The organism is Paenibacillus harenae DSM 16969 (genome assembly GCF_000422465.1).
GTDB lineage: Bacteria > Bacillota > Bacilli > Paenibacillales > Paenibacillaceae > Pristimantibacillus > Pristimantibacillus harenae.
The window spans coordinates 352,195-374,061 of the sequence record NZ_KE383846.1 but is presented as its reverse complement, the minus strand read 5'-3'; the positions used below and the strand labels follow the sequence as shown (position 1 = coordinate 374,061).

16 protein-coding genes are annotated in these 21,867 nt (G+C 56.4%); 14 read left to right on the top strand and 2 right to left on the bottom strand.

The window, feature by feature from the left end:
- Positions 1-55 precede the first annotated feature (55 nt).
- From H581_RS0132185 to H581_RS0132130, 12 genes are all read left to right on the top strand, one after another.
- On the top strand, positions 56-1,669 hold the full coding sequence (locus tag H581_RS0132185) for an extracellular solute-binding protein (protein WP_029192841.1): 1,614 nt from the start codon (positions 56-58) through the stop codon (positions 1,667-1,669).
- Positions 1,670-1,753: 84 nt separating this feature from the next.
- Positions 1,754-2,656: an ABC transporter permease gene (locus H581_RS0132180; RefSeq protein WP_029192840.1), complete on the top strand. Its 903-nt coding sequence runs from the start codon at positions 1,754-1,756 to the stop codon at positions 2,654-2,656.
- Between the two features lie 57 nt (positions 2,657-2,713).
- Positions 2,714-3,586: a carbohydrate ABC transporter permease gene (locus H581_RS0132175; protein ID WP_029192839.1), complete on the top strand. Its 873-nt coding sequence runs from the start codon at positions 2,714-2,716 to the stop codon at positions 3,584-3,586.
- Positions 3,587-3,659: 73 nt separating this feature from the next.
- Positions 3,660-5,429: a hypothetical protein gene (locus tag H581_RS0132170; RefSeq protein WP_036720746.1), complete on the top strand. Its 1,770-nt coding sequence runs from the start codon at positions 3,660-3,662 to the stop codon at positions 5,427-5,429.
- 4 nt (positions 5,430-5,433) lie between these two features.
- Entirely contained in the window at positions 5,434-7,686 is a 2,253-nt protein-coding gene (locus tag H581_RS36115; protein ID WP_036720745.1) for a glycoside hydrolase family 88/105 protein, read from the top strand.
- 626 nt (positions 7,687-8,312) lie between these two features.
- Positions 8,313-10,175, top strand: a complete 1,863-nt coding sequence (iolD, locus tag H581_RS0132160) for a 3D-(3,5/4)-trihydroxycyclohexane-1,2-dione acylhydrolase (decyclizing) (RefSeq protein ID WP_029192837.1) — start codon at positions 8,313-8,315, stop codon at positions 10,173-10,175.
- A gap of 58 nt (positions 10,176-10,233) precedes the next feature.
- Complete coding sequence (gene iolE, locus H581_RS0132155) at positions 10,234-11,154, top strand: myo-inosose-2 dehydratase (protein ID WP_211231519.1); 921 nt, start codon at positions 10,234-10,236, stop codon at positions 11,152-11,154.
- Positions 11,155-11,157: 3 nt separating this feature from the next.
- Positions 11,158-12,162, top strand: a complete 1,005-nt coding sequence (gene iolC, locus H581_RS0132150) for a 5-dehydro-2-deoxygluconokinase (protein ID WP_029192835.1) — start codon at positions 11,158-11,160, stop codon at positions 12,160-12,162.
- Positions 12,163-12,182: 20 nt separating this feature from the next.
- Positions 12,183-13,643 (top strand): CoA-acylating methylmalonate-semialdehyde dehydrogenase, encoded by a 1,461-nt coding sequence (locus H581_RS0132145; RefSeq protein ID WP_029192834.1) that lies wholly within the window; start codon positions 12,183-12,185, stop codon positions 13,641-13,643.
- Between the two features lie 63 nt (positions 13,644-13,706).
- The gene (iolG, locus tag H581_RS0132140; RefSeq protein WP_029192833.1) at positions 13,707-14,759 is read left to right on the top strand and encodes an inositol 2-dehydrogenase; all 1,053 of its coding nucleotides are present in this window, start codon (positions 13,707-13,709) and stop codon (positions 14,757-14,759) included.
- Positions 14,756-15,565 carry a 5-deoxy-glucuronate isomerase gene (gene iolB / locus H581_RS0132135; RefSeq protein WP_029192832.1) on the top strand — a complete coding sequence of 270 codons (810 nt, stop codon included), beginning with the start codon at positions 14,756-14,758 and terminating at the stop codon, positions 15,563-15,565. The genes iolG and iolB overlap by 4 nt, the downstream gene beginning before the upstream one ends.
- 94 nt (positions 15,566-15,659) lie before the next feature.
- Positions 15,660-16,676 carry a LacI family DNA-binding transcriptional regulator gene (locus H581_RS0132130; protein WP_029192831.1) on the top strand — a complete coding sequence of 339 codons (1,017 nt, stop codon included), beginning with the start codon at positions 15,660-15,662 and terminating at the stop codon, positions 16,674-16,676.
- A 175-nt stretch (positions 16,677-16,851) separates the two neighbouring features.
- Here the strand turns inward: H581_RS0132130 and H581_RS0132125 are convergent, their stop codons facing one another.
- Both H581_RS0132125 and pdxR read right to left on the bottom strand, forming a co-directional pair.
- The gene (locus H581_RS0132125; RefSeq protein WP_051251522.1) at positions 16,852-18,471 is read right to left on the bottom strand and encodes an S-layer homology domain-containing protein; all 1,620 of its coding nucleotides are present in this window, start codon (positions 18,469-18,471) and stop codon (positions 16,852-16,854) included.
- A 212-nt stretch (positions 18,472-18,683) separates the two neighbouring features.
- Positions 18,684-20,087: a MocR-like pyridoxine biosynthesis transcription factor PdxR gene (gene pdxR, locus H581_RS0132120; RefSeq protein WP_029192829.1), complete on the bottom strand. Its 1,404-nt coding sequence runs from the start codon at positions 20,085-20,087 to the stop codon at positions 18,684-18,686.
- Positions 20,088-20,213: 126 nt separating this feature from the next.
- Here pdxR and H581_RS0132115 point away from each other — a divergent pair, with 126 nt between their 5' ends.
- Positions 20,214-21,134: a DMT family transporter gene (locus tag H581_RS0132115; protein ID WP_029192828.1), complete on the top strand. Its 921-nt coding sequence runs from the start codon at positions 20,214-20,216 to the stop codon at positions 21,132-21,134.
- 179 nt (positions 21,135-21,313) lie between these two features.
- Positions 21,314-21,832, top strand: a complete 519-nt coding sequence (locus H581_RS0132110; protein ID WP_029192827.1) for a cupin domain-containing protein — start codon at positions 21,314-21,316, stop codon at positions 21,830-21,832.
- Positions 21,833-21,867: the final 35 nt, after the last annotated feature.

Here is a 21,867-nt window from a genome sequence, read left to right as displayed (position 1 = left end):
CGTCGAGCAGCCCGCCCGGTCATGCAATACATCATTCATAGAAGGGGTTGGAACGATGTTTGGGAAAAAGAAAAGTAAACTGGGCTCGAAGAAAGCTATGTTGGTGCTAGGCTTGTCTTGTTCTTTACTGTTTACGGCATGCTCGGCTAACAAGGAGCCGGAAGCTTCGGGCGGAAATGACGGAGCTTCGAAGGAGAGGGTCACGCTGAAGGTCGAGGTGTTCGACAGAGGCAACTCGCCGGCAGGCTCTACGATTACAGACAACTACTTGACGAACTTCATTCAAGAAAACTTCGGCGATCCGAATAACATCGATTTGGAATATGTGCCGGTACCGCGTTCGGAAGAGGTCGAGAAGCTGAATGTTCTGATGGCCAGCGGCAGCAACGTGCCGGATATTGTTTTTACTTATGATCCCAATACATTTAACCGCTATGCGAAGCAAGGCGGCTTGACCGATGTCGGACCGCTGCTCGATGAGTATGCGCCGAATTTAAAGGCTTTCCTGGGCGAGGACGTTCTCGGCTACGGCAAGTTCGAGGGCACGCAGTTTGCCGTACCGGCCAAACGCTCGTACGTAGGCAAGTATGCTTCCTTCATCCGTCAGGATTGGCTGGATAAGCTGGGGATGCCGGTTCCGCAAACGACCGAAGAACTTTATGAAACGTTGAAAGCCTTTAAGGAGAAAGACCCGGGCGAGACGGGCGGCCAAGTGATTCCGCTCGGAATGACGATTGCTTCCGCGCAATATGAGCCGTTGATCTGGTCGTTTATTAAGCCGGTGTCCGAGGAAGAGCGACACACGCTGGTGCAGCAGCTTGGCTCCAACGATTATCCGACGCTTCTGCCGGGCTTTAAGGACGCGCTGCAGTTCATGAACAAGCTGTACAACGAAGGCTTGATGAGCAAGGATTTTGGTCTCGACAAGGATAAGAAAAAATTGGGCGAAGACGTGGCTACGGGCAAAGTCGGTTTCTACAGCGAAGACGACATTAATCCGTTCTACGAGAAAGGAACTTTGGATACGCTGCAGCAAAACGTTCCGGGCGCGCAGCTCGCTTCCGTAGACGTGTATACGAACGAAGAAGGCAAGCATGCCAAACCGATGTACGCGCCGAACGGCATGTACATCATGATTCCGAAATCTAGCGAGCGCGCGGTCGAAGCCATTAAGTATTTGGAATGGATGGCGACCAGCGACAATCTGTTCAAGCTGCAAAACGGCATCGAGGGCGAAAACTACACAATGGTTGAAGATATACCGGTAGCGGTGGAAAACCCGACGGAAGAAGCGTTGAATCGCATGTACAACGGGGGCGACATGATCATTGTTTCGAACGGCAAGCAGCTTGGCAGCTTGGAGAAGAACCTGAAAGCCAGAGCCATGCAAATGCCGAAGAAATTTCAGGAGCAAGTGGAAGCCGCGCAGAAGATCGCGAATTCCGATGTGATCGCGCCCGTGTTAATGGACAGACCGATCGAGGCGCAGACGAAATACGGCACGACGCTGCTCGACAAGTTTAATGAGATGATCGTAAAAACGACGATGTCGAAGCCGGATCAGTTCGACAGCGTTTATGAAAGTATGCTGAAGGACTACATGGCAAGCGGCGGTCAGGCGATTCTTGACGAGCGCACAGCTGTTTATAAAGAGATGCAGGCACAATAAGGCTGATTAGTCCGGGTGACGGCAAAGAGGCGAAGCCATGCTTCGTCTCTGCGCCTCAACGGATTGCATAAGGAGGAGACCGCTGTGAGTTGGAACGCCTATTTCCGCAGATATTGGCAGCTGTACGCGCTGCTTGCGCTGCCGATGGCTTATTTCATCATTTTCAAATACGGGCCGATGTACGGGATCCAAATCGCGTTTAAGGATTTTAATTTCTTTCAGGGCATTATGGGCAGCGAATGGATCGGCTTCGAAGCGTTCAGGGAAGTATTCGGCATGCGCGATTTTTATATCACGCTGCGCAATACGCTGATGCTCAATTTTCTCGATTTGCTTATCTCGTTTCCGGCGCCGCTTATATTGGCCATTATGCTCTACGAGATGAAAACGCTCTGGTTCAAGAAGCTTTCGCAGACCATTCTCTATATTCCGCATTTTATTTCCTGGGTCATCATAGGCGGAATCGTCTATCAGGTGTTCGGCACGCAATCCGGCATGATTAACAATGTGATTACGTCCCTGGGTTTTGAAGCCATCCCGTTTCTGACGGACAAGAACGACTGGCTTATTACTTATTTGCTCGTTGGCGTGTGGCAAAGCGCCGGGTGGGGAACGATTATTTACCTGGCAGCGCTGACCGGCATCAACAAGGAGCTGTTCGAGGCGGCCGGCATCGACGGAGCGGGCAGGCTGAAGCGCATTTGGCATATTACGCTCCCCGGCCTGAGGTCGACGATCGTCGTGCTGCTTATCATTAATTTGGGTCATATGATTTCTATCGGCTTCGAGCGGCCTTATGTCATCGGCAATTTGGCCGTACGCGAATACGCCGACGTGCTCAGTACGTTCGTCTACCGGATCGGCCTGCAATCCGGCCAATATACGCTGGCAACGGTCGTCGGCCTGTTTCAGGCGGTCGTAGGACTTGTCTTTGTGCTTGGCGCCAACTATACCTCCAAGAAGCTTACGGATGAAGGCATTATGTAAGAGTGATTGTTACTCCACAGCTATTCTGATTTTGATCATTTGAAAGGAGCGGACGCTATGAGAGAGCAAACCGCCAATCGCGTGTTCGATACCGCCAATTTTATCGTTTTACTCGTTAGCACGTTGGTTTGTCTGGCTCCATTTCTTCATATAGCAGCCATTTCGCTGAGCTCGGCAGGGCCGATCCTGTCCGGGAAAGTAAGCCTGCTTCCTGTCGATTTTAATGTTGAAGCCTATACGAAGGTGTTTTCCGACGCCTCGATGATACGGTCGCTTGGATTTACGGTGCTGCTGACCGGCTTGTTCACGCTGTTATGCATGCTTATGACGATTGCGCTTGGGTATCCGTTGTCCAAAAAAAATCTGAGAGGCCGCAAGGGCTTCATGATCGTCGTCGTCATTACGATGTTTTTCAGCGGCGGCATCATTCCGGAATATATTCTGATCCGCAACCTGAATCTGCTCGATTCGATCTGGGCGCTCGTGCTGCCCGGCTTGATCAACCCGTTTTATTTGATCATTCTGATTACGTTCTTCAATAACATTCCGGAAAGCCTGGAAGAGTCCGCGGAAATCGACGGCAGCAGCCATTTTCGGACCTTGCTCGGCATTATGCTGCCCTTGTCGCTCCCGGTCATTACGACGCTCAGCCTGTTCTATGCGGTGGGCCGCTGGAACGGATTTACGGACACGCTGATGTACATCAACAGTCCGGAGCTGTATCCGCTGCAATTGAAGCTGTATCAGCTCATTCAGAACAACATGATCACGGATCTTCTGCAGATGGAAGGGGCGCAGATGGCGACCGTCGTTCCGGAAAGCCTGAAGGCGGCCAGCGTCATATTCGCCACCGTTCCGATTCTGATCGTGTATCCGTGGCTGCAGCGTTACTTCGTAAGCGGCGTCATGCTCGGCGCCGTGAAGGGGTAGGGAATCCCGAAGCTTGAACATCAAGCATAGCCTGACGGCTGAATAAGACGGCTGGGAAGAGAGTGGGAGAACAATGGACATATACGATAAGCTGGTCTCAATAAACGACCATTGGGTACAAGACGGAATGGAGCATCAGGTGATGGATAGCGAAAGCCGGTTTCACGGAGGGGTTACCGATCCCGTGAACGGCATCGCTTGGCCGAGCCATGGCGGAACGCCTATGGTGATGGCTCTGTGGGCATCCGCTCTCGTCAATGAGGATTCCCGCTTCTATCATGACCGCGAGCTGCTGCTCCGCCTGGAGCAGAGCGCGAAATACATGCTGCGGTTCCAGCACGGCGACGGAACGATTTCGCCGCCATGGACGAATATGCACTCGCCGCCGGATACGGCATTCGTCGTGAGCGGACTGGCGCAGGTCTATGAGCTGCTTGACGGCCACGGCTGGGAGCCGGCCCGTCAAGCGGCGGAGGATATCCGGACGTTCCTTCTGCGAACGATCCCCGCTTTGCTTACAGGCGGATGCCATACCCCGAATCACCGCTGGGTTATTACCGCGGCGCTTGGGTTTCTCTATAAGCTGACGGGGCAGCCGGAGCTGAAGGAGAGAGCGGAGCAGTGGCTCGCGGAAGGCATCGATTGCACGGAAGACGGTGAGTGGACGGAGCGGAGCAACGGCATCTATAACGCCGTCAGCGATATCGTCCTTATCTATGCGGCCGAATTGTTCGATAAGCCTGAGCTGCTCGAGCCGGTGCGCCGGAACTTGCGGATGATGGCATATATGATCCATCCGGACGGCGAGGTCGTGACGGATTACTCCGGCCGTCAGGACTTCGGCAGCACATTCGATATGGGGAACTATTTCCTGTCGGCCAAGCTGATGGCAAGCCGCGACAGAGAGCCGCTGTTTGCCGCCATAGCTGAGCTTGCGGGCGAAGCGCTGAAGCATCCGGGGGGGCTGCCCAATAACGCGCTGCTCGGATTATTGCTTTATCCGGAGCTTCGCTCTTGCCCGGTCGAGCCGGCAACGCTGCCGGACAATTACAAAGTCGTCGTGAACGGAGGGTTTCCTCGCGAGCGTTACTTGAGCGGGATGGAGGCCGCCGGACACGGCGGACGAATCTACCATAGCCGGCTCCATCCGGACTACGGAGCTCCCGTCGCGCGGCATAGGAGCGGGGCGACGAGCGCGACCGTCATTACGGAAACGAATTCGTTTTTTGCGCTGCGGCACGGCGCCGCCCGGCTGCTTGCCGTGCAGCTGGCAACCTCCTTCGAGCCCGGCTTCGTCAAGCTGAAGCGGCTGGAGGAGCAGGAGAACGGGTACCGGTTAACGGCGACGGAGAAGAAAGGGTACTACGGCCCCGTCGCGGAGCGGGATTTGCCGGAAACGGCCGGCGGGCCGGTCAGTCCTTGGTATTTGCTGCCTCATCATTTGCGTGAAGTGACGCACGAGCAGCAGCATCAGGTCGAGATCGAGCTGACGGAGAACGTGACCGGCTGGCGGATTCGCGTCCGCTGCGGGCAGCCGGAAATGTTATTGACGCAAATTTCATTCGTGTTCAGTAAGGAAGGCGCGTTAACCGGGGAAGGACTTGAGCCGGCAGCTGCCGGAACCCTGTTCTGGAAAGAAGGGACCGTCCGCTTTGGCGCCGGAGGCGATTGGATCGAGCTGGACGGAGGCGTTCACGAGCACCGGGCCAAGTCGCTTAACAATACCAGCTATCCGGCGGACTGCCAGACGCTGATCGTAAATCTGACGACGCCGTACGACAAGACGTTCGACATCAGGCTGTCGCGTCAGGATTATCGGCATGACGGCAGGCGGGAGGATTGAGGGCATGAACGATTACATGGAGCCGCGCGAAAGCTCGCGGTACTGGTTCGGCGAAGACGAGCGCCGTATATTGGAGGTGCTCGCCGGCCGTTACGCCGGCGCGAATCCGCCCGTCCCCTTCGCGCTGCGCGCTTTCGCCAAATCGGGTGTGCTGCAGACGGGCGGCGGACTTTACGATATCGATTTATCCGTCAAGCTGCCGGGAGCGGTTAACGGCGACTATGCTTACGCATACGGGCTTGTGTGGAGCGACGACGAGCGCTCGATCGACGGTGTCATCGAGCCGCTTAGTCCGGTGCGGCTGTTCGTCAACGAAGAGATGCTGTATAGGTCGAATGCGGTAGACGAGATGAAGCCGGATGCGCGAGCCGTGATTCCGCTCTTGCTGCGCAAGGGCTGGAACGCCGTTCTCGTGGAGGCGCGCAAGACGGAGGCGGGCTTTGGCTGCCGATTTGGGGCGGATGAAGCGAAGGTGCGCATTATGCAAGTGCTGGCTCCTTTTGCCGGAAGAGCGGGGAGCGCGGGCTGGGTGTATACGGAGGCTGTGAAAAGCCGGCTGTTCGGGAGTGAAGCAGAGTTTCCCGATTTCAAGCAGGCGGAAGAAGAGACCGGCTTGGCCTGGCATCCGCGCATGAAGTGGACGGAGGAGGAAGCGGCGCTTCCGAACTGCGAGCGGCTGTTCGGGCGTCCCGGCGGGCCGGCCGCCGCCTACGGCTGGTGCGGTCTGCAGGTGCCGGTCTCGGACGAGCCTCTCGTGCTGGAAGGCCGTGTTTTCGGACCGGCCGCCATATGGCTCGACGGCAGGAAGATCGTAGAGCTGGAGTCTGCCGGTACTTACCGGGTGCAGGTGTCTGCAGCCCCCGGGCTTCGCCAGCTGCTCGTGCGCTGCGTAAGCGGTGCGGACGGCTGGGGCTTTGCCTGCAGCGCGTATTCCGGCGGAAGGCCGCTGCAGCTGGAACTGCCGGCCGCCGTACATGGGCATGCAGGTGCATGGCTGTACGCCGGGCCGATGGATCCGGCCGCCGAGCTGGAGCCGTCCGCGGTGTGCACGACGGCATCGCTTTATCCCGTCGTCGATTCCGAAGGCCGCGCCGCCGGTCACACCTATTGGAGGGTCGATGCTCCTCAGACTTGGGTACGCCCTTATTATGAGAACGCGATGCTGAGCAACAAATGGACAACGGGAAGCGCCACGAATTACGGGCGCTGGGATTATCCGCTCGGCGTAACGATGTACGGGCTGCTGCGTACAGCGCGCGAGCTTGACCGGAAGGATTTGTCCGATTACGCGCTCGGCCACATCCGCAGCTGTACGGATATGTACGCTTATTCGTTATGGGACAGGGACGAATACGGTTTCCCTTCGGTGAACCACCAGCTCGTCTTGATCCGGATGCTGGACAACTGCGGCTCCTTCGGGTCCGCGATGCTTGAGGCTTATTTGCAGACGGGGGATGAAAGCTTCCTGCGCATTGCTGACGTTATCGCCGAATTCATGCTCCGCAAGCTGGAGCGCCGGCCGGACGGCGCTTTCTACCGGCTGTGCCCGGGCGAATATGCGGCCGATACGATGTGGGCGGACGATTTGTATATGAGCGCCCCTTTCCTGATACGTTATGCCGCGGCAACCGGTAAGCAAGAAGCGCTGGACACGGCTGCGGGACAGTTTCTGCTGTATAAGCGTTACTTATTCATGGAGCCGGAGGGCGTCATGTCCCATGTGTTCGACTTTAAATACGGCAAGGCGACGCGCGTGCCGTGGGGACGCGGCAACGGCTGGTGTCTGTTCTCGCTGTCCGAGCTGCTGGAGAAGCTGCCTGACGGCCACCAGGATCGGGAGGCGCTGCTTGTCATGTTCCGCGAGCTGTGCGCGGGCATTTCCGCGCTTCAGGCGGATTCGGGCCTGTGGCGCCAGGTGCTTGATCAGCCGGAAGCGTACGAGGAGGCATCCTGTACGGCGATGTTCGCGTATGCATTTGCCAGAGGCGTGCGTTTCGGCTGGCTGGAGGACAAGGATGGTTATGCCGCCGCGGCGTATAATGCCTGGCGTGGACTGACCGGGGGAGCGATCGACCGGCAGGGCAATGTGCACGGCGTATGCAGCGGTTCGCGGTATTCCTTCTCTCCGGAGTATTACATGCACGATTTGCGAACGGTCGTGAACGACAACCACGGCATCGGCATTATGCTGCTGGCGGGAGTGGAGATCGGCTGCCTGAAACGGGCGGCTGCCGAGGAGACTCGCCTTAGCTTGTGAAGCGAAAAAACCTTGGCGGGTATGGATGGAAACAGGCATATTATCTAATTTCCGTAACATAGGATCGTATAGTGAAGCAGAAGCGGCACAGGGGACTGCGATCAGGTGCGCGGTTCCCTGAATGCCGGGTACTGAGTGTTGCAGCAGAGATGCAGAGCGCTATATGCAAGTATCGAGGCTGCAGCGTACTGGTGCCGGGTGCGAGTGCTGGTGCAGAAGTGCCGAGTGCCGAGTGCCGGTGCTGCAGAGGACCTGGTGCTGAGTAATAGTGCTGTTGTCGTGTATCTATTGTTAGAGCGAGTGCTGCACGCGGCGCTTAGCTTCAAAATTTGAAATTAGACGTTGGCTGACGCTGCACATTGTGGGTCTAATTTCATATTTTGACACGAACTAGAAGGAATTCGGGGTTTGTTGAGCGTATTAAGAAAATTAGCTTCAAAAGTTGAAACAAAATAGGTGCAGTATGGACAGAAAGTCGATTTAGCTTCAATTATTGAAACTAGCTGCTGGCTATCTTGAGATGAAGTCCACAGCAAACGATCCAATTTGATTTTTTTTACGAAGTTAAGCGCTTAACCTCATGTCCCGCCAGGGCGGGCGAATAAGAAGACCGGAAGGGGATGCGGATGAAAACGGTACGTTTGACGATGGCGCAGGCGCTGCTGAGGTTTTTGGACGAGCAGTATGTCTCGATGGACGGAGTGGAAATGAAGTTTGTCAAAGGGGTCATGGGTATTTTCGGCCACGGCAACGTGACGGGGCTCGGAGAGGCGCTGGAGCGAAGCGCGGGCAGCCTTGCATTCATCCAGGGGAAAAACGAGCAGGGGATGGTGCACGCCGCGGCGGCATTCGCGAAGCAGAAAGGGCGCAGGCAAATTTATGCGTGCACGTCATCCATCGGTCCGGGTGCGCTGAACATGGTGACGGCCGCCGCAACGGCGACAGTGAACCGGATACCGGTGCTGCTGCTGCCCGGCGACAACTTCGCCTGCCGCCAGCCCGATCCCGTGCTGCAGCAGCTGGAGGTTCAAGCCGACTACACGGTATCGGCTGTCGATGCTTTCCGGCCGGTCAGCCGTTATTTCGACCGGATTGTCCGGCCCGAACAGCTGATAAGCGCCGCGATTCAAGCCATGCGGGTGCTGACCGATCCGGCGGATACGGGAGCGGTAACGCTGGCGCTGCCTCAGGACGTACAGGCGGAAGCATACGATTATCCGGCGTCGTTCTTCGAGAAGCGGGTGCATGTCATCGACAGGCGCCCTCCGTCACGCGAGTCGGTGCAGCGCGCTGCGGCGCTGCTCGCCGGGAAGAAGAGGCCGCTCATCATAGCGGGCGGCGGCGTTCATTACGCGGACGCCGCAAGACAGCTGGCCGGGTTCGCGGAGGCGTTCGGCATTCCGGTGGCGGAGACGCAGGCGGGCAAAAGCGCTCTGCCGTGGAATCACCCGCTGAACATGGGGGCGATCGGAGTGACCGGCTCGCTGGCAGCCAACCGGCTCGCGCAGGAGGCAGACGTCATTATCGGCATCGGGACGAGGTATTCGGATTTTACGACCTCGTCAAAATCGGCTTTCGGCGATGACGTGCAATTTGTCAATCTTAACGTAAGCGGTTTCGATTCAGCCAAGCTGAACGGATTGCAGCTGACGGCCGATGCCAGGGAAGGACTGGCTGCGCTTCAGGAGGAGCTGTCAGCTAATCAGTACCGCACCGGCTACGGCGAAGCGGAGATCCGGGAGAGGAAGGCGGAATGGGACCGGGAGGTCGACCGGCTGTACGCGCTGGAGCATGCCGACGGGCTGGCGCAGACGCGGGCGCTTGGCGTCATTAACGAGACGCTGCTACCGTCGGACGTCGTCGTCTGCGCCGCAGGCAGCCTGCCCGGAGATCTGCACCGGCTGTGGCGGTCTTCGGAGCCGCGCACTTACCATATGGAATACGGCTTCTCCTGCATGGGCTACGAAATTAGCGGAACATTCGGCGCTGCTCTGGCCGAGCCGGACCGCGGCGTTTATGCGGTCGTCGGCGACGGCAGCTATCTGATGCTTCATTCCGAGCTGGTGACGAGCCTTCAGGAGAGACGGAAAATAACGGTGCTGCTGTTCGACAACCACGGCTTCCAGTGCATTCATAACCTGCAGCGCGGACACGGCAGCGACGGCTTCGGCAACGAATTCCGCTACCGTGACGCCGGGACGGGACGGCTGGACGGCGGCTTTATGCCGATCGACTTTGCCGCCCATGCGCAGAGTATGGGAGCAATGGCTTATAAGGCAAGCACGGCGGAGGAGCTTCGCGAAGCGCTGCTTCAGGCGCGTGAGGAAACCGTCACGACGCTGATCGAAATCAAGGTGGTGCCGGGCACGAACACTCCCGGTTACGAGTCCTGGTGGCGGGTCGAGGTTCCGGAAGTGTCGGAGAGCGATAAAGTGAACGCCTCCCGCCGGGAGATGGCGGAGCAAATTCGAAAGGCGAGAGTTCTGTAGCCGAAAGGACGCATTGACGAAACGGGTTTGCTCGGCAAACCCGAGAGGGGGAAGCGAAATGCTGGAGCGGTTAACTTTTCAAATCGGAGCTCATCCGATCAATTGGGTTGGGGAGGACGTTCGCGAGCACGGGGCGGATACGGCCTACGAAACGATTCTTGACGATATACAGAGGCTCGGACTGAAGGGAACGGAAATGGGCAGAAAGTATCCGGCAGATAAGGATCTGCTGAAGCGGGAGCTGGCGTCGCGCGGCATTCAATTGGTGTCGCAGTGGAAATCGGTGCTGTTCTCCGATCCCGCGTACCGCGAGCAGGAGCTGGCTTCGTACCGGGAGCATGCCGCGTTTCTAAGCAGCATGGGCAGCACGGTGATCAGCACGGCGGAGGTTGGCGGTTCGCTCCACTTTGATCCGCGTCGTACCCCGAACGAGAAAGAGGTGCTGCGCCTGGACGAAGCGGGCTGGCAGTCGCTGGCCGATGGGCTGAACGCCGCAGGCCGTATCGCCCGGGAGTATGGGCTGAAGCTGACGTATCATCACCATGGCGGAACGGTCGTGGAGCGCCCGGAGGAAATTGACCGGTTGATGGAGCAGACGGATCCTTCGCTTGTTTATCTGCTGTACGATACCGGTCATGCGTATTACGGCGGCGCCGATCCGCTTGCCGTTCTCCGCAAGCATTACGGCCGGATTGCCTACGTTCATTTGAAGGATGTCCGTCAGTCCGTATTGGACGAAGCCCGCGCCGGGAATGCCGACTTTATCACTTGCATCCGCAAAGGCGTGTTTACCGTTCCGGGGGACGGTTGTCTCGATTTTCTTCCGATCATCACGGAGCTGCAGGAAAGAGGCTACAATGGCTGGGCGATGCTGGAAGGCGAGCAGGACCCGGCTCTGCATCCTCCCTATGAATACGCCCTTCGCGCATTGCAATATATCGACTCGCTGGTGCCCGTCACCGGGCAGAGAGGGGAGTAGAGTATGAGCAGCATCCGATTTCCAGATGACAAGACGTTGGATTTTGTGGCGGTAGGGCGCCTTTGCATCGATTTGAACGCGAACGAAATCAACCGCCCGATGGAGGATACGGTGACCTTTACGAAATACGTAGGCGGCTCGCCGGCGAATATATGCATCGGCATGGCGAGGCTGGGCCTGAAGACCGGGTTTATCGGCAAAGTGGCGAATGACCAGATGGGCAGATTCATTGTCCGTTACCTGGAGCAGAACGGGATCGATACGGGCAATGTCGTGACGGATCATACCGGAGCGGTGACGGGACTGGCTTTTACCGAAATTAAAAGCCCTGCGGATTGCAGCATCCTCATGTACCGCGACAATGTTGCCGATCTGCTGCTGACAGCCGGCGAGGTGAGGGAGGATGTCGTTGCCGGCGCCAAGCTGCTGCTTATTTCCGGCACGGCGCTGGCGAAGAGCCCTTCCCGGGAGGCCGTGTTCCAGTCGCTCGAATACGCGAGAAGGCACGGGGCGGTCATTGCGTTCGATCTCGACTATCGTCCCTACACCTGGACCTCGGAGGAGGAAACGGCGGCTTACTACAATCTGGCTGCGGAAAAATGCGACATCATCATCGGCACGCGCGAAGAGTTCGATATGATGGAGCGGTTTGAAGCGGGTCCGGGCCATGACGACAATGTGACCGCGTCCAAATGGTTCGATTACCGCGCTCAAATCGTCATCATCAAGCACGGCAAGGACGGTTCGATCGCGTATGCGAAGGACGGCTCCAGCCACCGCGCCAAAAGCTTCAAAGCGAATGTCGTCAAGACGTTCGGCGCCGGCGATTCCTATGCGGCCGGCTTCCTGTACGGACTCATGCAGCAATGGCCGATTGCGAAAAGCATGGAATACGGCAGCGCGGCGGCGGCAATCGTCGTATCCAGCCACAGCTGCTCCGACGCCATGCCGACCGCCGGGCAGGTCAATGATTTTATACGAATGAGCAACGCAGCAAGCCTGAACTGACGAGAGGAGATTGATCAACGATGGAGAATACGAGCAACGCGCAAACGATCCATAATTATATCGGCGGCAGGTGGACAGCCTCGGACGCAGCGGTCAAGGAGCCGGTCTTCAATCCCGCGACGGAGGAGATTTTGGGTTATGTTCCGCTATCCTCGAAGTCCGAGCTGGATGCCGCCGTTCAAGCGGCCAAGGAAGCCTTCCCTGCTTGGAGCCGGACGGCGGTGCCGAAACGGGCCCGGATTTTGTTCAAATACCAGCAGCTGCTCGTGGAGCATTGGGAGGAGCTGGCCGCCATCATTACGAGAGAGAACGGCAAAAGCTACGCGGAAGCGTATGGGGAAGTGCAGCGGGGGATCGAATGCGTCGAATTCGCCGCGGGCGCTCCTACGCTGATGATGGGCAAGGTGCTGCCGGACATTGCGACGAATCTGGAGTCGGCGATGTATCGTTATCCGGTCGGTGTCGTGGGAGGCATTACGCCGTTCAATTTCCCCATGATGGTGCCATGCTGGATGTTTCCGCTGGCGATCGCGTGCGGCAACGTCTTCGTGCTGAAGCCGTCTGAGCGTACGCCTCTGCTCGCGAACCGGCTTGCCGAGCTGTTCGCCGAAGCGGGCCTTCCGGAGGGCGTGCTGAATATCGTTCATGGCGCCCATGATGTGGTCAACGGCATGCTGGAGCATCCGGATATAAAGGCGATTTCGTTCGTCGGCTCGCAGCCCGTGGCGGAGTACGTCTATAAGACCGGCACGTCGCATGGCAAAAGAGTGCAGGCGCTGGCCGGCGCCAAAAACCACTCGATCGTCATGCCGGACGCCGATCTGGACGCAGCCGTCCAGCAGATCGTGGGCGCAGCCTTCGGCTCGGCCGGCGAGCGGTGCATGGCCTGCGCGGTCGTGGTCGCGGTCGGCGAGGTCGGCGATGCGCTTGTCGGCAAGCTGAAGGAAGCGGCAGACGGCATTGCCATCGGTAACGGCATGGATGAAGGCGTCTTCCTCGGTCCCGTCATTCGCGGGCCGCACAAGGAAAGAACGCTGAAATACATCGATATCGGCGAGAAGGAAGGCGCGCTGCTGCTGCGCGACGGACGCAAGGACGCCGCGACGGGCGAGGCGGGCTACTTCGTCGGACCGACGATTTTCGACCGGGTTGAACGCGGGATGAAAATATGGGAGGACGAAATTTTCGCGCCGGTGCTGGCGATTGTCCGCGTGGAAACGCTGGATGAGGCGATTGAGCTCGCCAATCAGTCGGAATTCGCGAACGGGGCATGCCTGTTCACTCAGGACGGCAGCAGCGTCCGTCAATTCCGCGAGACGATTGATGCAGGAATGCTTGGCATTAATCTCGGCGTTCCGGCGCCGATGGCGTTCTTCCCGTTCTCAGGCTGGAAAAAATCGTTTTACGGCGATCTTCACGCGAACGGCACGGACGGCGTCGAGTTTTATACGAGAAAGAAAATGGTCACCTCGCGTTGGTAGTTTGCTTGGCGCAGGTCACAATTTACGGCTGCTTTGCATTAACCGTTGAAGGAGCAGGACGCTATGGATAAAGTCAGAATCGGAATTATTGGAGCTGGACGGATCGGGAAAATTCACGCGGACAACGTGCTGCGTATGCCGAATGCGGAGGTCGTCGCGATCTGCGACCCTTTCGCGGACGACAGCTTGCGCCAGTGGGCGGCTGCCAGAGGAATCGGCATCGTTACGCAGGACAGCGAGGATGTAATGAACCATCAAGGCATTACGGCGGTTTTCATTTGCTCGCCTACCGATACGCATGTCCCGCTAATTAAGCGGGCCGCGGCAGCGGGCAAGCATATCTTCTGCGAGAAGCCGATCAGCATGGATATCGCGCAGACCAAGGAGGCGTTAGGCGCAGCGGAGGCGGCCGGGGTTATGCTGCAGGTAGGCTTTAACCGGCGCTTTGACCATAATTTCCAGCGGATGCGCGAGCTGGTGCGGTCGGGACAAATCGGAGAGCCTCATCTTGTGAAAATAACGTCACGCGACCCGGCCCCTCCGGGCAAAGATTACATCCGCACGTCGGGCGGCATGTTCATGGATATGACGATCCATGATTTCGACATGGCCCGGTTTCTGTCCGGCAGCGAGGCGGAGGAGGTGCACGCGTACGGGAGCGTGCTCGTGGATCCGGTATTCGCGGAGTTTGGCGACGTGGATACGGCGATCGTCACGATCCGGTTCGAGAACGGGGCGCTTGGCGTCATCGATAACAGCCGCAAAGCGGTGTACGGCTACGACCAGCGCGTCGAGGTGTTCGGCTCGGGCGGCAGCGCCGCAGCGGCGAACGACTACCCGAATACGGCAGAGATTCATACGGCGGAAGGCGTCTACCGCGACAAACCGCTTCACTTCTTCCTGGAGAGGTACAACGATGCTTATATTCAGGAGACCCTGCAATTTATCTCCTGTTTGCTAGAGCGCCGCGACGTGCCGGTTAGCGGGCAGGACGGCTATCAGGCCGAGCTGATGGCGCTGGCGGCCAAATGCTCCTTGCGGCTGGGCAGGCCGGTGAAGCTTGCCGAGGCTTATGCTCTTGCGAGTCAATTACTCGTAAAGGAGGGAATCCAATGACATCGAAGTTGATCGTACCGTTGCGTGAGCGCCCAGCGGAGGACGGCAGCATGCTCCGCATTACGCCGGAATCGGCAGGATGGCAGTATGTCGGCTTTGAAGCGGTAAAGCTGGAAGCGGGTCAAAGCCTCCGCAGAGAGACGGGAGAGAATGAAGTATGCCTCGTGCTGCTTAGCGGAAGAGCGAGCGTATCGACGTCGAAGGCGTCTTGGCCGGAAATTGGCAGGCGGATGAGCGTATTCGAGAAAATACCGCCGTATTCGGTGTACGTGCCAAGCGGAGACCGTTACGAGTTAACCGCCTTGACGGATGTGGAGCTGGCTGTCTGCGCGGCGCCGGGCAAGGGCGGGCATGAAGCCCGACTTATCGCGCCGGAGCAGGTGGGCGTCGAGAAGCGCGGAAGCGGCAGCATGGAGCGGCTCGTGCACAATATTTTGCCGGAGCGGGAGCCGGCCGACAGTCTGCTGGTCGTGGAAGTGTTCACGCCGGAGGGCCACTGGTCGAGCTATCCGCCGCATAAGCATGACCGCGACGCGCTGCCGGACGAATCGCTGCTGGAGGAGACGTATTATTTTCGCGTAGAGCCTGAACAGGGCTTCGCCGTCCAGCGCGTCTACACCGATGACCGTTCGCTCGATGAAACGCTCACGGTGAAGAACGGCCAGGCGGTGCTGGTACCGAAGGGCTACCATCCGGTGTCGGCCCCTGCCGGCTACGAGGTGTACTACTTGAACGTCATGGCGGGACCGGTTCGGACATGGCGGTTCTGCAACGATCCCGACCATGAGTGGATGTTGAAGAAGTAAGCCGCAGTCCCGCCCCTATCCGCGAATGTCATTGCCAATGGAGCCTTTTTCCAAGCATAATAGAGAGCAGGACTTGAGTGAGCGAGGAAAACACATGAAAGCGACAATTTATGACGTAGCCCGTGAAGCGGGCGTATCGATAGCGACCGTATCCAAGGTGATTAACGCGAAGGGGAAGATAAGTCAGGAAAGAAGGCGCGAGATTTTCGCCATTATGGAGCGGCTTCAATACCAGCCCAGCGTGATCGCCTCGGCGTTGACCGGCAAGCATACCTACACGTTAGGCTTGCTCATCCCGGACATCGCGAACCCTTTCTATGGGGAAGTGGCGCGGGCGGTTGAAGATCGGGGGCATCAGCTCGGTTACAGCGTTATTATTTGCAGCACGGACAACAGGGACGAGAGGATCGAGCAGTATATATCGGTCCTCAAGCAAAAAAGGATCGACGGCATTATGATCGGAACGGGGATGGGCAACGCCGATACGCTGCGAGAGCTGGGCGCATCCATGCCGGTTGTGGCTATCGGCCGCGAGCTGCCGGACGTTCCCGTTCATACGGTGGTGGCGGACGATTGGCAAGGGGGGCGTATGGCGGCCGAGCATCTGCTGCAGCTGGGGCATCGCCGCGTGGCGGTACTGTCCGAGAGCATGGCGGTCAGCAGCAGCCGGGATCGGCTGAAGGGCTTCAAGGAGCGTCTTGAAGAAGACGGCGTCATGCTGCAAGAGAACCATGTGCGGCCATGCAAGCACCGGATGGAGGACGGGAAGCGGGAAGCAGCACGCATGCTGGAGGGCAAAGAGCATCCAACCGCGATCTTCTGCTGCAACGATCTGCTTGCCGTCGGCGCTCTTCAAGCGGCCAAGGAGGCGGGGATCCGTATTCCTGCCGAACTGTCTGTCGTGAGCTTCGATAATACGATTCTGGCTTCCGTAACCGATCCGCCGCTCACCTCGATCTCCCAGCCGATGGAGCAGCTCGGCGCAGCCGCCGTCGATCTCCTGCTGGGGCAGCTAGAGCAAGATGCTCCTTCCGCCGCCAAACGCCGCATCGCGATGCGGACGGAGCTGATCGTAAGGTCATCCACGGCAAGCGTCAAGCCGGCTGATTGAAATGCTCGCACAACAAGAACGTCCCCGGTTGCTCGAAGGAGCGAAGGGGGCGTTCTTTTCATTTATGACCCGAAAACTATTATTTACCGGAAGAAATCTTTATATTCAAGACGTTGATATGGAACCTTCAATTAAGTCCAATTTGATTCCAGTGGCGCATGCGTTTTAGTTTTACTTATTCATTTCCAAACGAATAATCGTAATATTTCGCCGCGTTCCTCATGCTCGCCCATATATCCGAACTCTCCCCGCCTATGTGCCAATAGGCCACCCCGGCTAAGCCTTGCTGAACCGCCAAGTTATATTTCGCGATCAACGAGCGGCCGTCCTCAATCCAAATCGTATGCTTGATGGATTGGTTCGAATAGCTGGCCACATACTGGCCTAAAGACGGATTCCAAACAGGCTTAAGCGAATAGCTGCCGAGGATCTGATTTTGTTCCGTTAACGTTACGAAAGCAGAGGAAGAAACGGTCCCGTTCGCATTCAACGACCAGTCGCGATTATACAAGGGCAGCGCCAATATCACCTTCTTGCCAGACACGACCTCCAGAATCGCCTTGACGGCTTTCCGATCATAGGGAAGCGAAGCATTCGGCCCCGGGTACAAGCTGCCGCCATAATGCTCGTCATAGCCCATCAACACCATATAATCGGCTTGCTTGCCAAGCTCCGCGTAATCGAACGCTTCCGTCCAGTCGGTTCCAAGATCAGGAGAAACGTCGATCGACAGCACCTTGTCCATGGCATGAAGCTTGACCGCCAATTGCGCGATGAACTTCGTGAAGTTCGTACGATCGGCGGGAGCGATATTTTCAAAATCGATATTGAGTCCGTCCAGCCCATATTGACTGACCCGCGCGGCCAGTTGAGTAACCGCCTTCGATCTGGCCGACGAGCTGGACAACAGCTGATGGGTTGCTTCTTGATTGGAGCGGTTGCCGACCATAACCCATATTTTCTTGTTGTTGTTCTTCGCCCATGCAACGAGCGCGGCATCCGTCGAATCCGATACTGCGCCCGTATTTCCCACGAAGTACCAACGAGGGGATAACGTGTTCACATTCGACTTCACAATCGTACTCTCATATTGTGCCGTCGTCTGGCCGTACTGCCATCCCATTACAATTCGTTCGTTCGGCTTTGCCTCCAGCTCTGCCTCCCAACCGTTCTGCTGCAGCACGCGTGCAAGCAGGCTTGCCGCTTCCTGCCTCGTAATCGGATCGGTCGGCCGGAATATGCCGGCTTGATCGCCTTTCATAATGCCCAGCTCATGCACTGCGGCGACGGAAGGGATTGCCCAATCGGCAATCTGCCGCTTATCCTTGTAGGTCATGGCGCCCACGGTCGCGCTTCCCGTTTGCTTTAGCGCTCTTGCCAATAAGACAGCCGCTTCCTGCCGGGTAACCGGCTTAGCCGGGGCAAAGGTCGTTGCCGAAGTGCCGCTCGCCAGCTCAAGCTGAACTGCCGCTTGTATCCAGCCGTAATACCAGGCGCTCTTCGCGACGTCTGTGTAAGGAGATACCGGGCTTGCCGCGGGCTCGAGCTTCAGCAGGCGGTCCATAGCCGTAATAAATTCAGCCCTCGTCATCGAATCGGCTGGTGAGAAGCTTGCAGCCGAAGTGCCGGTAATAATCTTCTTTTTATATAAATCTATGATTTCATTGCGCGCATAGCTATTGCTAATATCATCAAATGGCAGCTTCTTATCGGCAGACGTTCCCTGCGTGAACAGGCCTGCTGCGAAGATAGCTGCGGTGATCATCACTGCGATTTTGCCCAGCGTACGGTTCACGTGATTTACAATTCCTCCTTGGTTGATTCCAATTTTGGAATTATACCAATGATTCTATTGTTAATCACTGCTAAAATACTGGTAGATTATATCTGCGATTCATAATCGTACAGTCCTGATTATAATCCAAAGTATCGCCTAAGTTTGAAAACGAGTTGAGTGTACCGGAAATAGCGTTCTTACGGGACGATCGCCAGCCCGTGTTTTGCTCCTTAGGTCTCGGGGTCTCGGGGCTGACTTTTCATAAAACGATGCAACAACGAAATTCCTTTACGAATTTCATCAGGTTCCAAATGGCCGTAGCCAAGCAGCAGTTTGTTTAGATGCTCGCCTTTTCGGATACTGTGATGATCCACGGGAGTAACGCGAATCCCGCTTTGCCTGCTATTTCTCATAAACGTTTCGTCGAAACGCATGCCCGGAAACGCAACGGCCAGATGCAGCCCGGCGGCGTCTCCCCATAAGCGCCATGTATCGCCGAAATACTCCTTCAGCGCTGCTAACAGTACCTGCCGGCGCTCTCCATATACCTTTCTCATCTTCCCGATATGCCGGTCAAACTTTCTGGTATGCAGAAATTCGGCTAATGCGGCTTGCTCAAAAGGCGGGTTCTGAACATCGGTATGGGTGCGTAAAGAACGCCAACGTTGATGAAGCCGGCCGGGAAGAATCACATAGCCGACACGAAGCGCCGGGAACAATACCTTGCTAAATGTGCCTATATATATGACCTGTTGAGGATCCATGGCATACAGCGGCGCCACCGGCTCGCCGTAATACCGGAATTCGCTGTCGTAATCGTCCTCCATAATGTAGATCCCGTTCTCTCTCGCAAATCGGATCAAGGCGGCGCGGCGGCCGGCCGGCAGGATACCCCCCAGCGGAAATTGATGGGATGGCGTGACATAGACCGCGCAGGTTTCTTTGCCGTTCAGGTATTCCGTCCGCAGCCCCTGCGCATCCACGGGAATAGGAGCAATGGGATAACCTTTATGGAGAAACGTCTGCAAAATACCGATATTGCACGGATCCTCAATCAGGATTTTCTTTCCTTCTTCATACAACAAGCCGGCAACCAAATGAAGCGCTTGGGTGGCGCCTGCCGTTATGAAGATATCTTGGGCATCCACCGCAAGACCCTTGCTTCGGTAAAGCCAAGCGGCAATTTCTTCCTGCAGTCTTGGCAAGCCTTGAGGGCCGCTATAGCCTAATTCGGTTAGAGGCATCTCATTGAAAGTCTTTAGCAGGATCTGCTGCCATAGATATCGCGGAAAGTGCTGTAAATCAGGTTGTCCCGTCCGAAAATCAGCCAGAAACGCCGGTGCAGGCGCTTCCCTTCCCGGTAAGGGGAGCTCAGCGTTTGTCTCCAAGCTCAGGCCTTCGGCAATTCGTGTCGGAGCACCCTGGCGGCTCAGGACAAAGCCCTCGACAATTAACATTTCATAAGCTTCATTTACCGTATTCCTCGATACCTTCAACTCCGCCGCAAGCTCCCGGGTGGAAGGCAGGGTTTCTCCCGCTTTCAGCCTCCCGTTCAAAATCCGGTCCCTTAACACCTGATAGATCTGACGTTTCAAGGAAACCTCGCTTTGCCGCCGTAATTCAATTCCCCACATATGGCCTCCAACTGGTCTGTATGAATTCGTGCTGGACTGGTTCTTTACCCCTACCAGTTCATTGACTACGATTATAACATCATTTTCTATTTAGAAGATAACAGAAATAGACGGGGATGTGTTTTTTTGGAGCGTTTGAAGGGAAGGCTTTACCTGTTTTGCGCATTTTCGCTTGCGGGCACGTCTGTGATTGCCGCACGGTTTGTGAACGATAAGCTTGGAACCTTTACCATAACGGCCGTCAGTTTGTTTTTTGCGCTGTTGTTCCTGCTGCCATTGGTCGGGAGGGAGCTTGTGAAATCGGTCATCCGTCTGAATGTGAAGGATTGGCTGCTATTGCTGCTGCAGGCTCTATTCGGAATCTTTTTGTTCCGGATGTTTTTGCTTTACGGTCTGCTGCATACCAGTGCTGTAGAAGCAGGGATCTTAACCGGAGCAACGCCGGCCGTCACCGTTGTTCTCGCAATGGTTTTGTTGAAGGAATCGGTCAATCGGGCAAAATTTGCAGGTATTCTCAGTACCGTCGGAGGTATATTTCTCATTCAAGGGATATTCGCAGCGGGCGGCAAATTCTCGGCGGATCATATTGCGGGCAATGTACTTGTGCTTTGCGCTGCGGTAAGCGAATCTTTATTCAATTTATTCTCGCGAACGGCCGCCGTTCAAACCATGTTCTCGCGAAGCGAACCGGTTCATCCGTTTGTACAGACCGCGCTTGTATCCGCAGCGGCGCTGGTTCTTTGCCTGATTCCTTCGCTATATGAGGATCCGGTGTCCGCACTCTCCGTCATTGGATGGAGGGAATGGCTGGCATTGATCTGGTATGGGCCGTTTGTTACGGCATTGGCGTTCATTTTCTGGTATGCAGGCATAAAAAGATGCCATGCCTCGACGGCCGCCGCTTTCTCAGGCATGATGCCGTTTACGGCGTTATTGCTGTCCGTGGCGGTTCTGGGGGAAGCTGCCGGTTGGCAGCAGTGGGCGGGCGGCGGTCTGGTTATCCTTGGAATGGTCCTGATCGGAGGCAGCAGCAGTCAGGTTCGATGAAGGATGTGCCTTACTTGAAAGTGGAGAATTTGCAAATAGGAGAGCAACGATCCGGCATGCTACAATTGAATCAATGAATGGATTTGGTATGTTAGTGGTGAGCCCGCTGCCTGATCGAGAAGAACGTTTGGCTACGAAATCGTTATTATAATGGACATGGAAAGGCGGAACTGAAACGCATGAGAAAACAATCCCTTCTTCATCCGGACGGCCGAACCGTTACCCTGCTCGATAGCGGCACAGACAGTCAAGGGCCATTTCTGTTAGTGGAGCACGCGATCAATCAGCAAGGCGCTATGAACGGCCCGCATTGGCATCCGGTTCTTCAAGAAACCTTCATGGTGAAGGAAGGAAGAATGCGTTTTGTGATCGACGGCAAAGAAACCATAGTGGAACAAGGAGGACAGGTCACCATTCATCCTAAGGAGACGCATCAGTTCTGGAATATCAGTGATACTCGTCTAGTTGCCTTGCACGAAGTCCGTCCGCCGGGACAGCATTGGAAGATGTTTGAGCTCATACACAAATTGGAATGCGAGGGTAAACTGAACAAAAAGGGGATTCCAACCAACCCGCTATGGCTTGGTATCGCTTGGAAAAGCATGGATGGTTACCTGGCAGGTCCGCCGAGAGCGGTGCAAACGGTATTCTTGGGCGGATTGGGCCGGCTGGCCGAGCTTCTTCGCTATCGAATATGAAAACTCGGAGGAGAGTTAACGATAAACAATCGTAA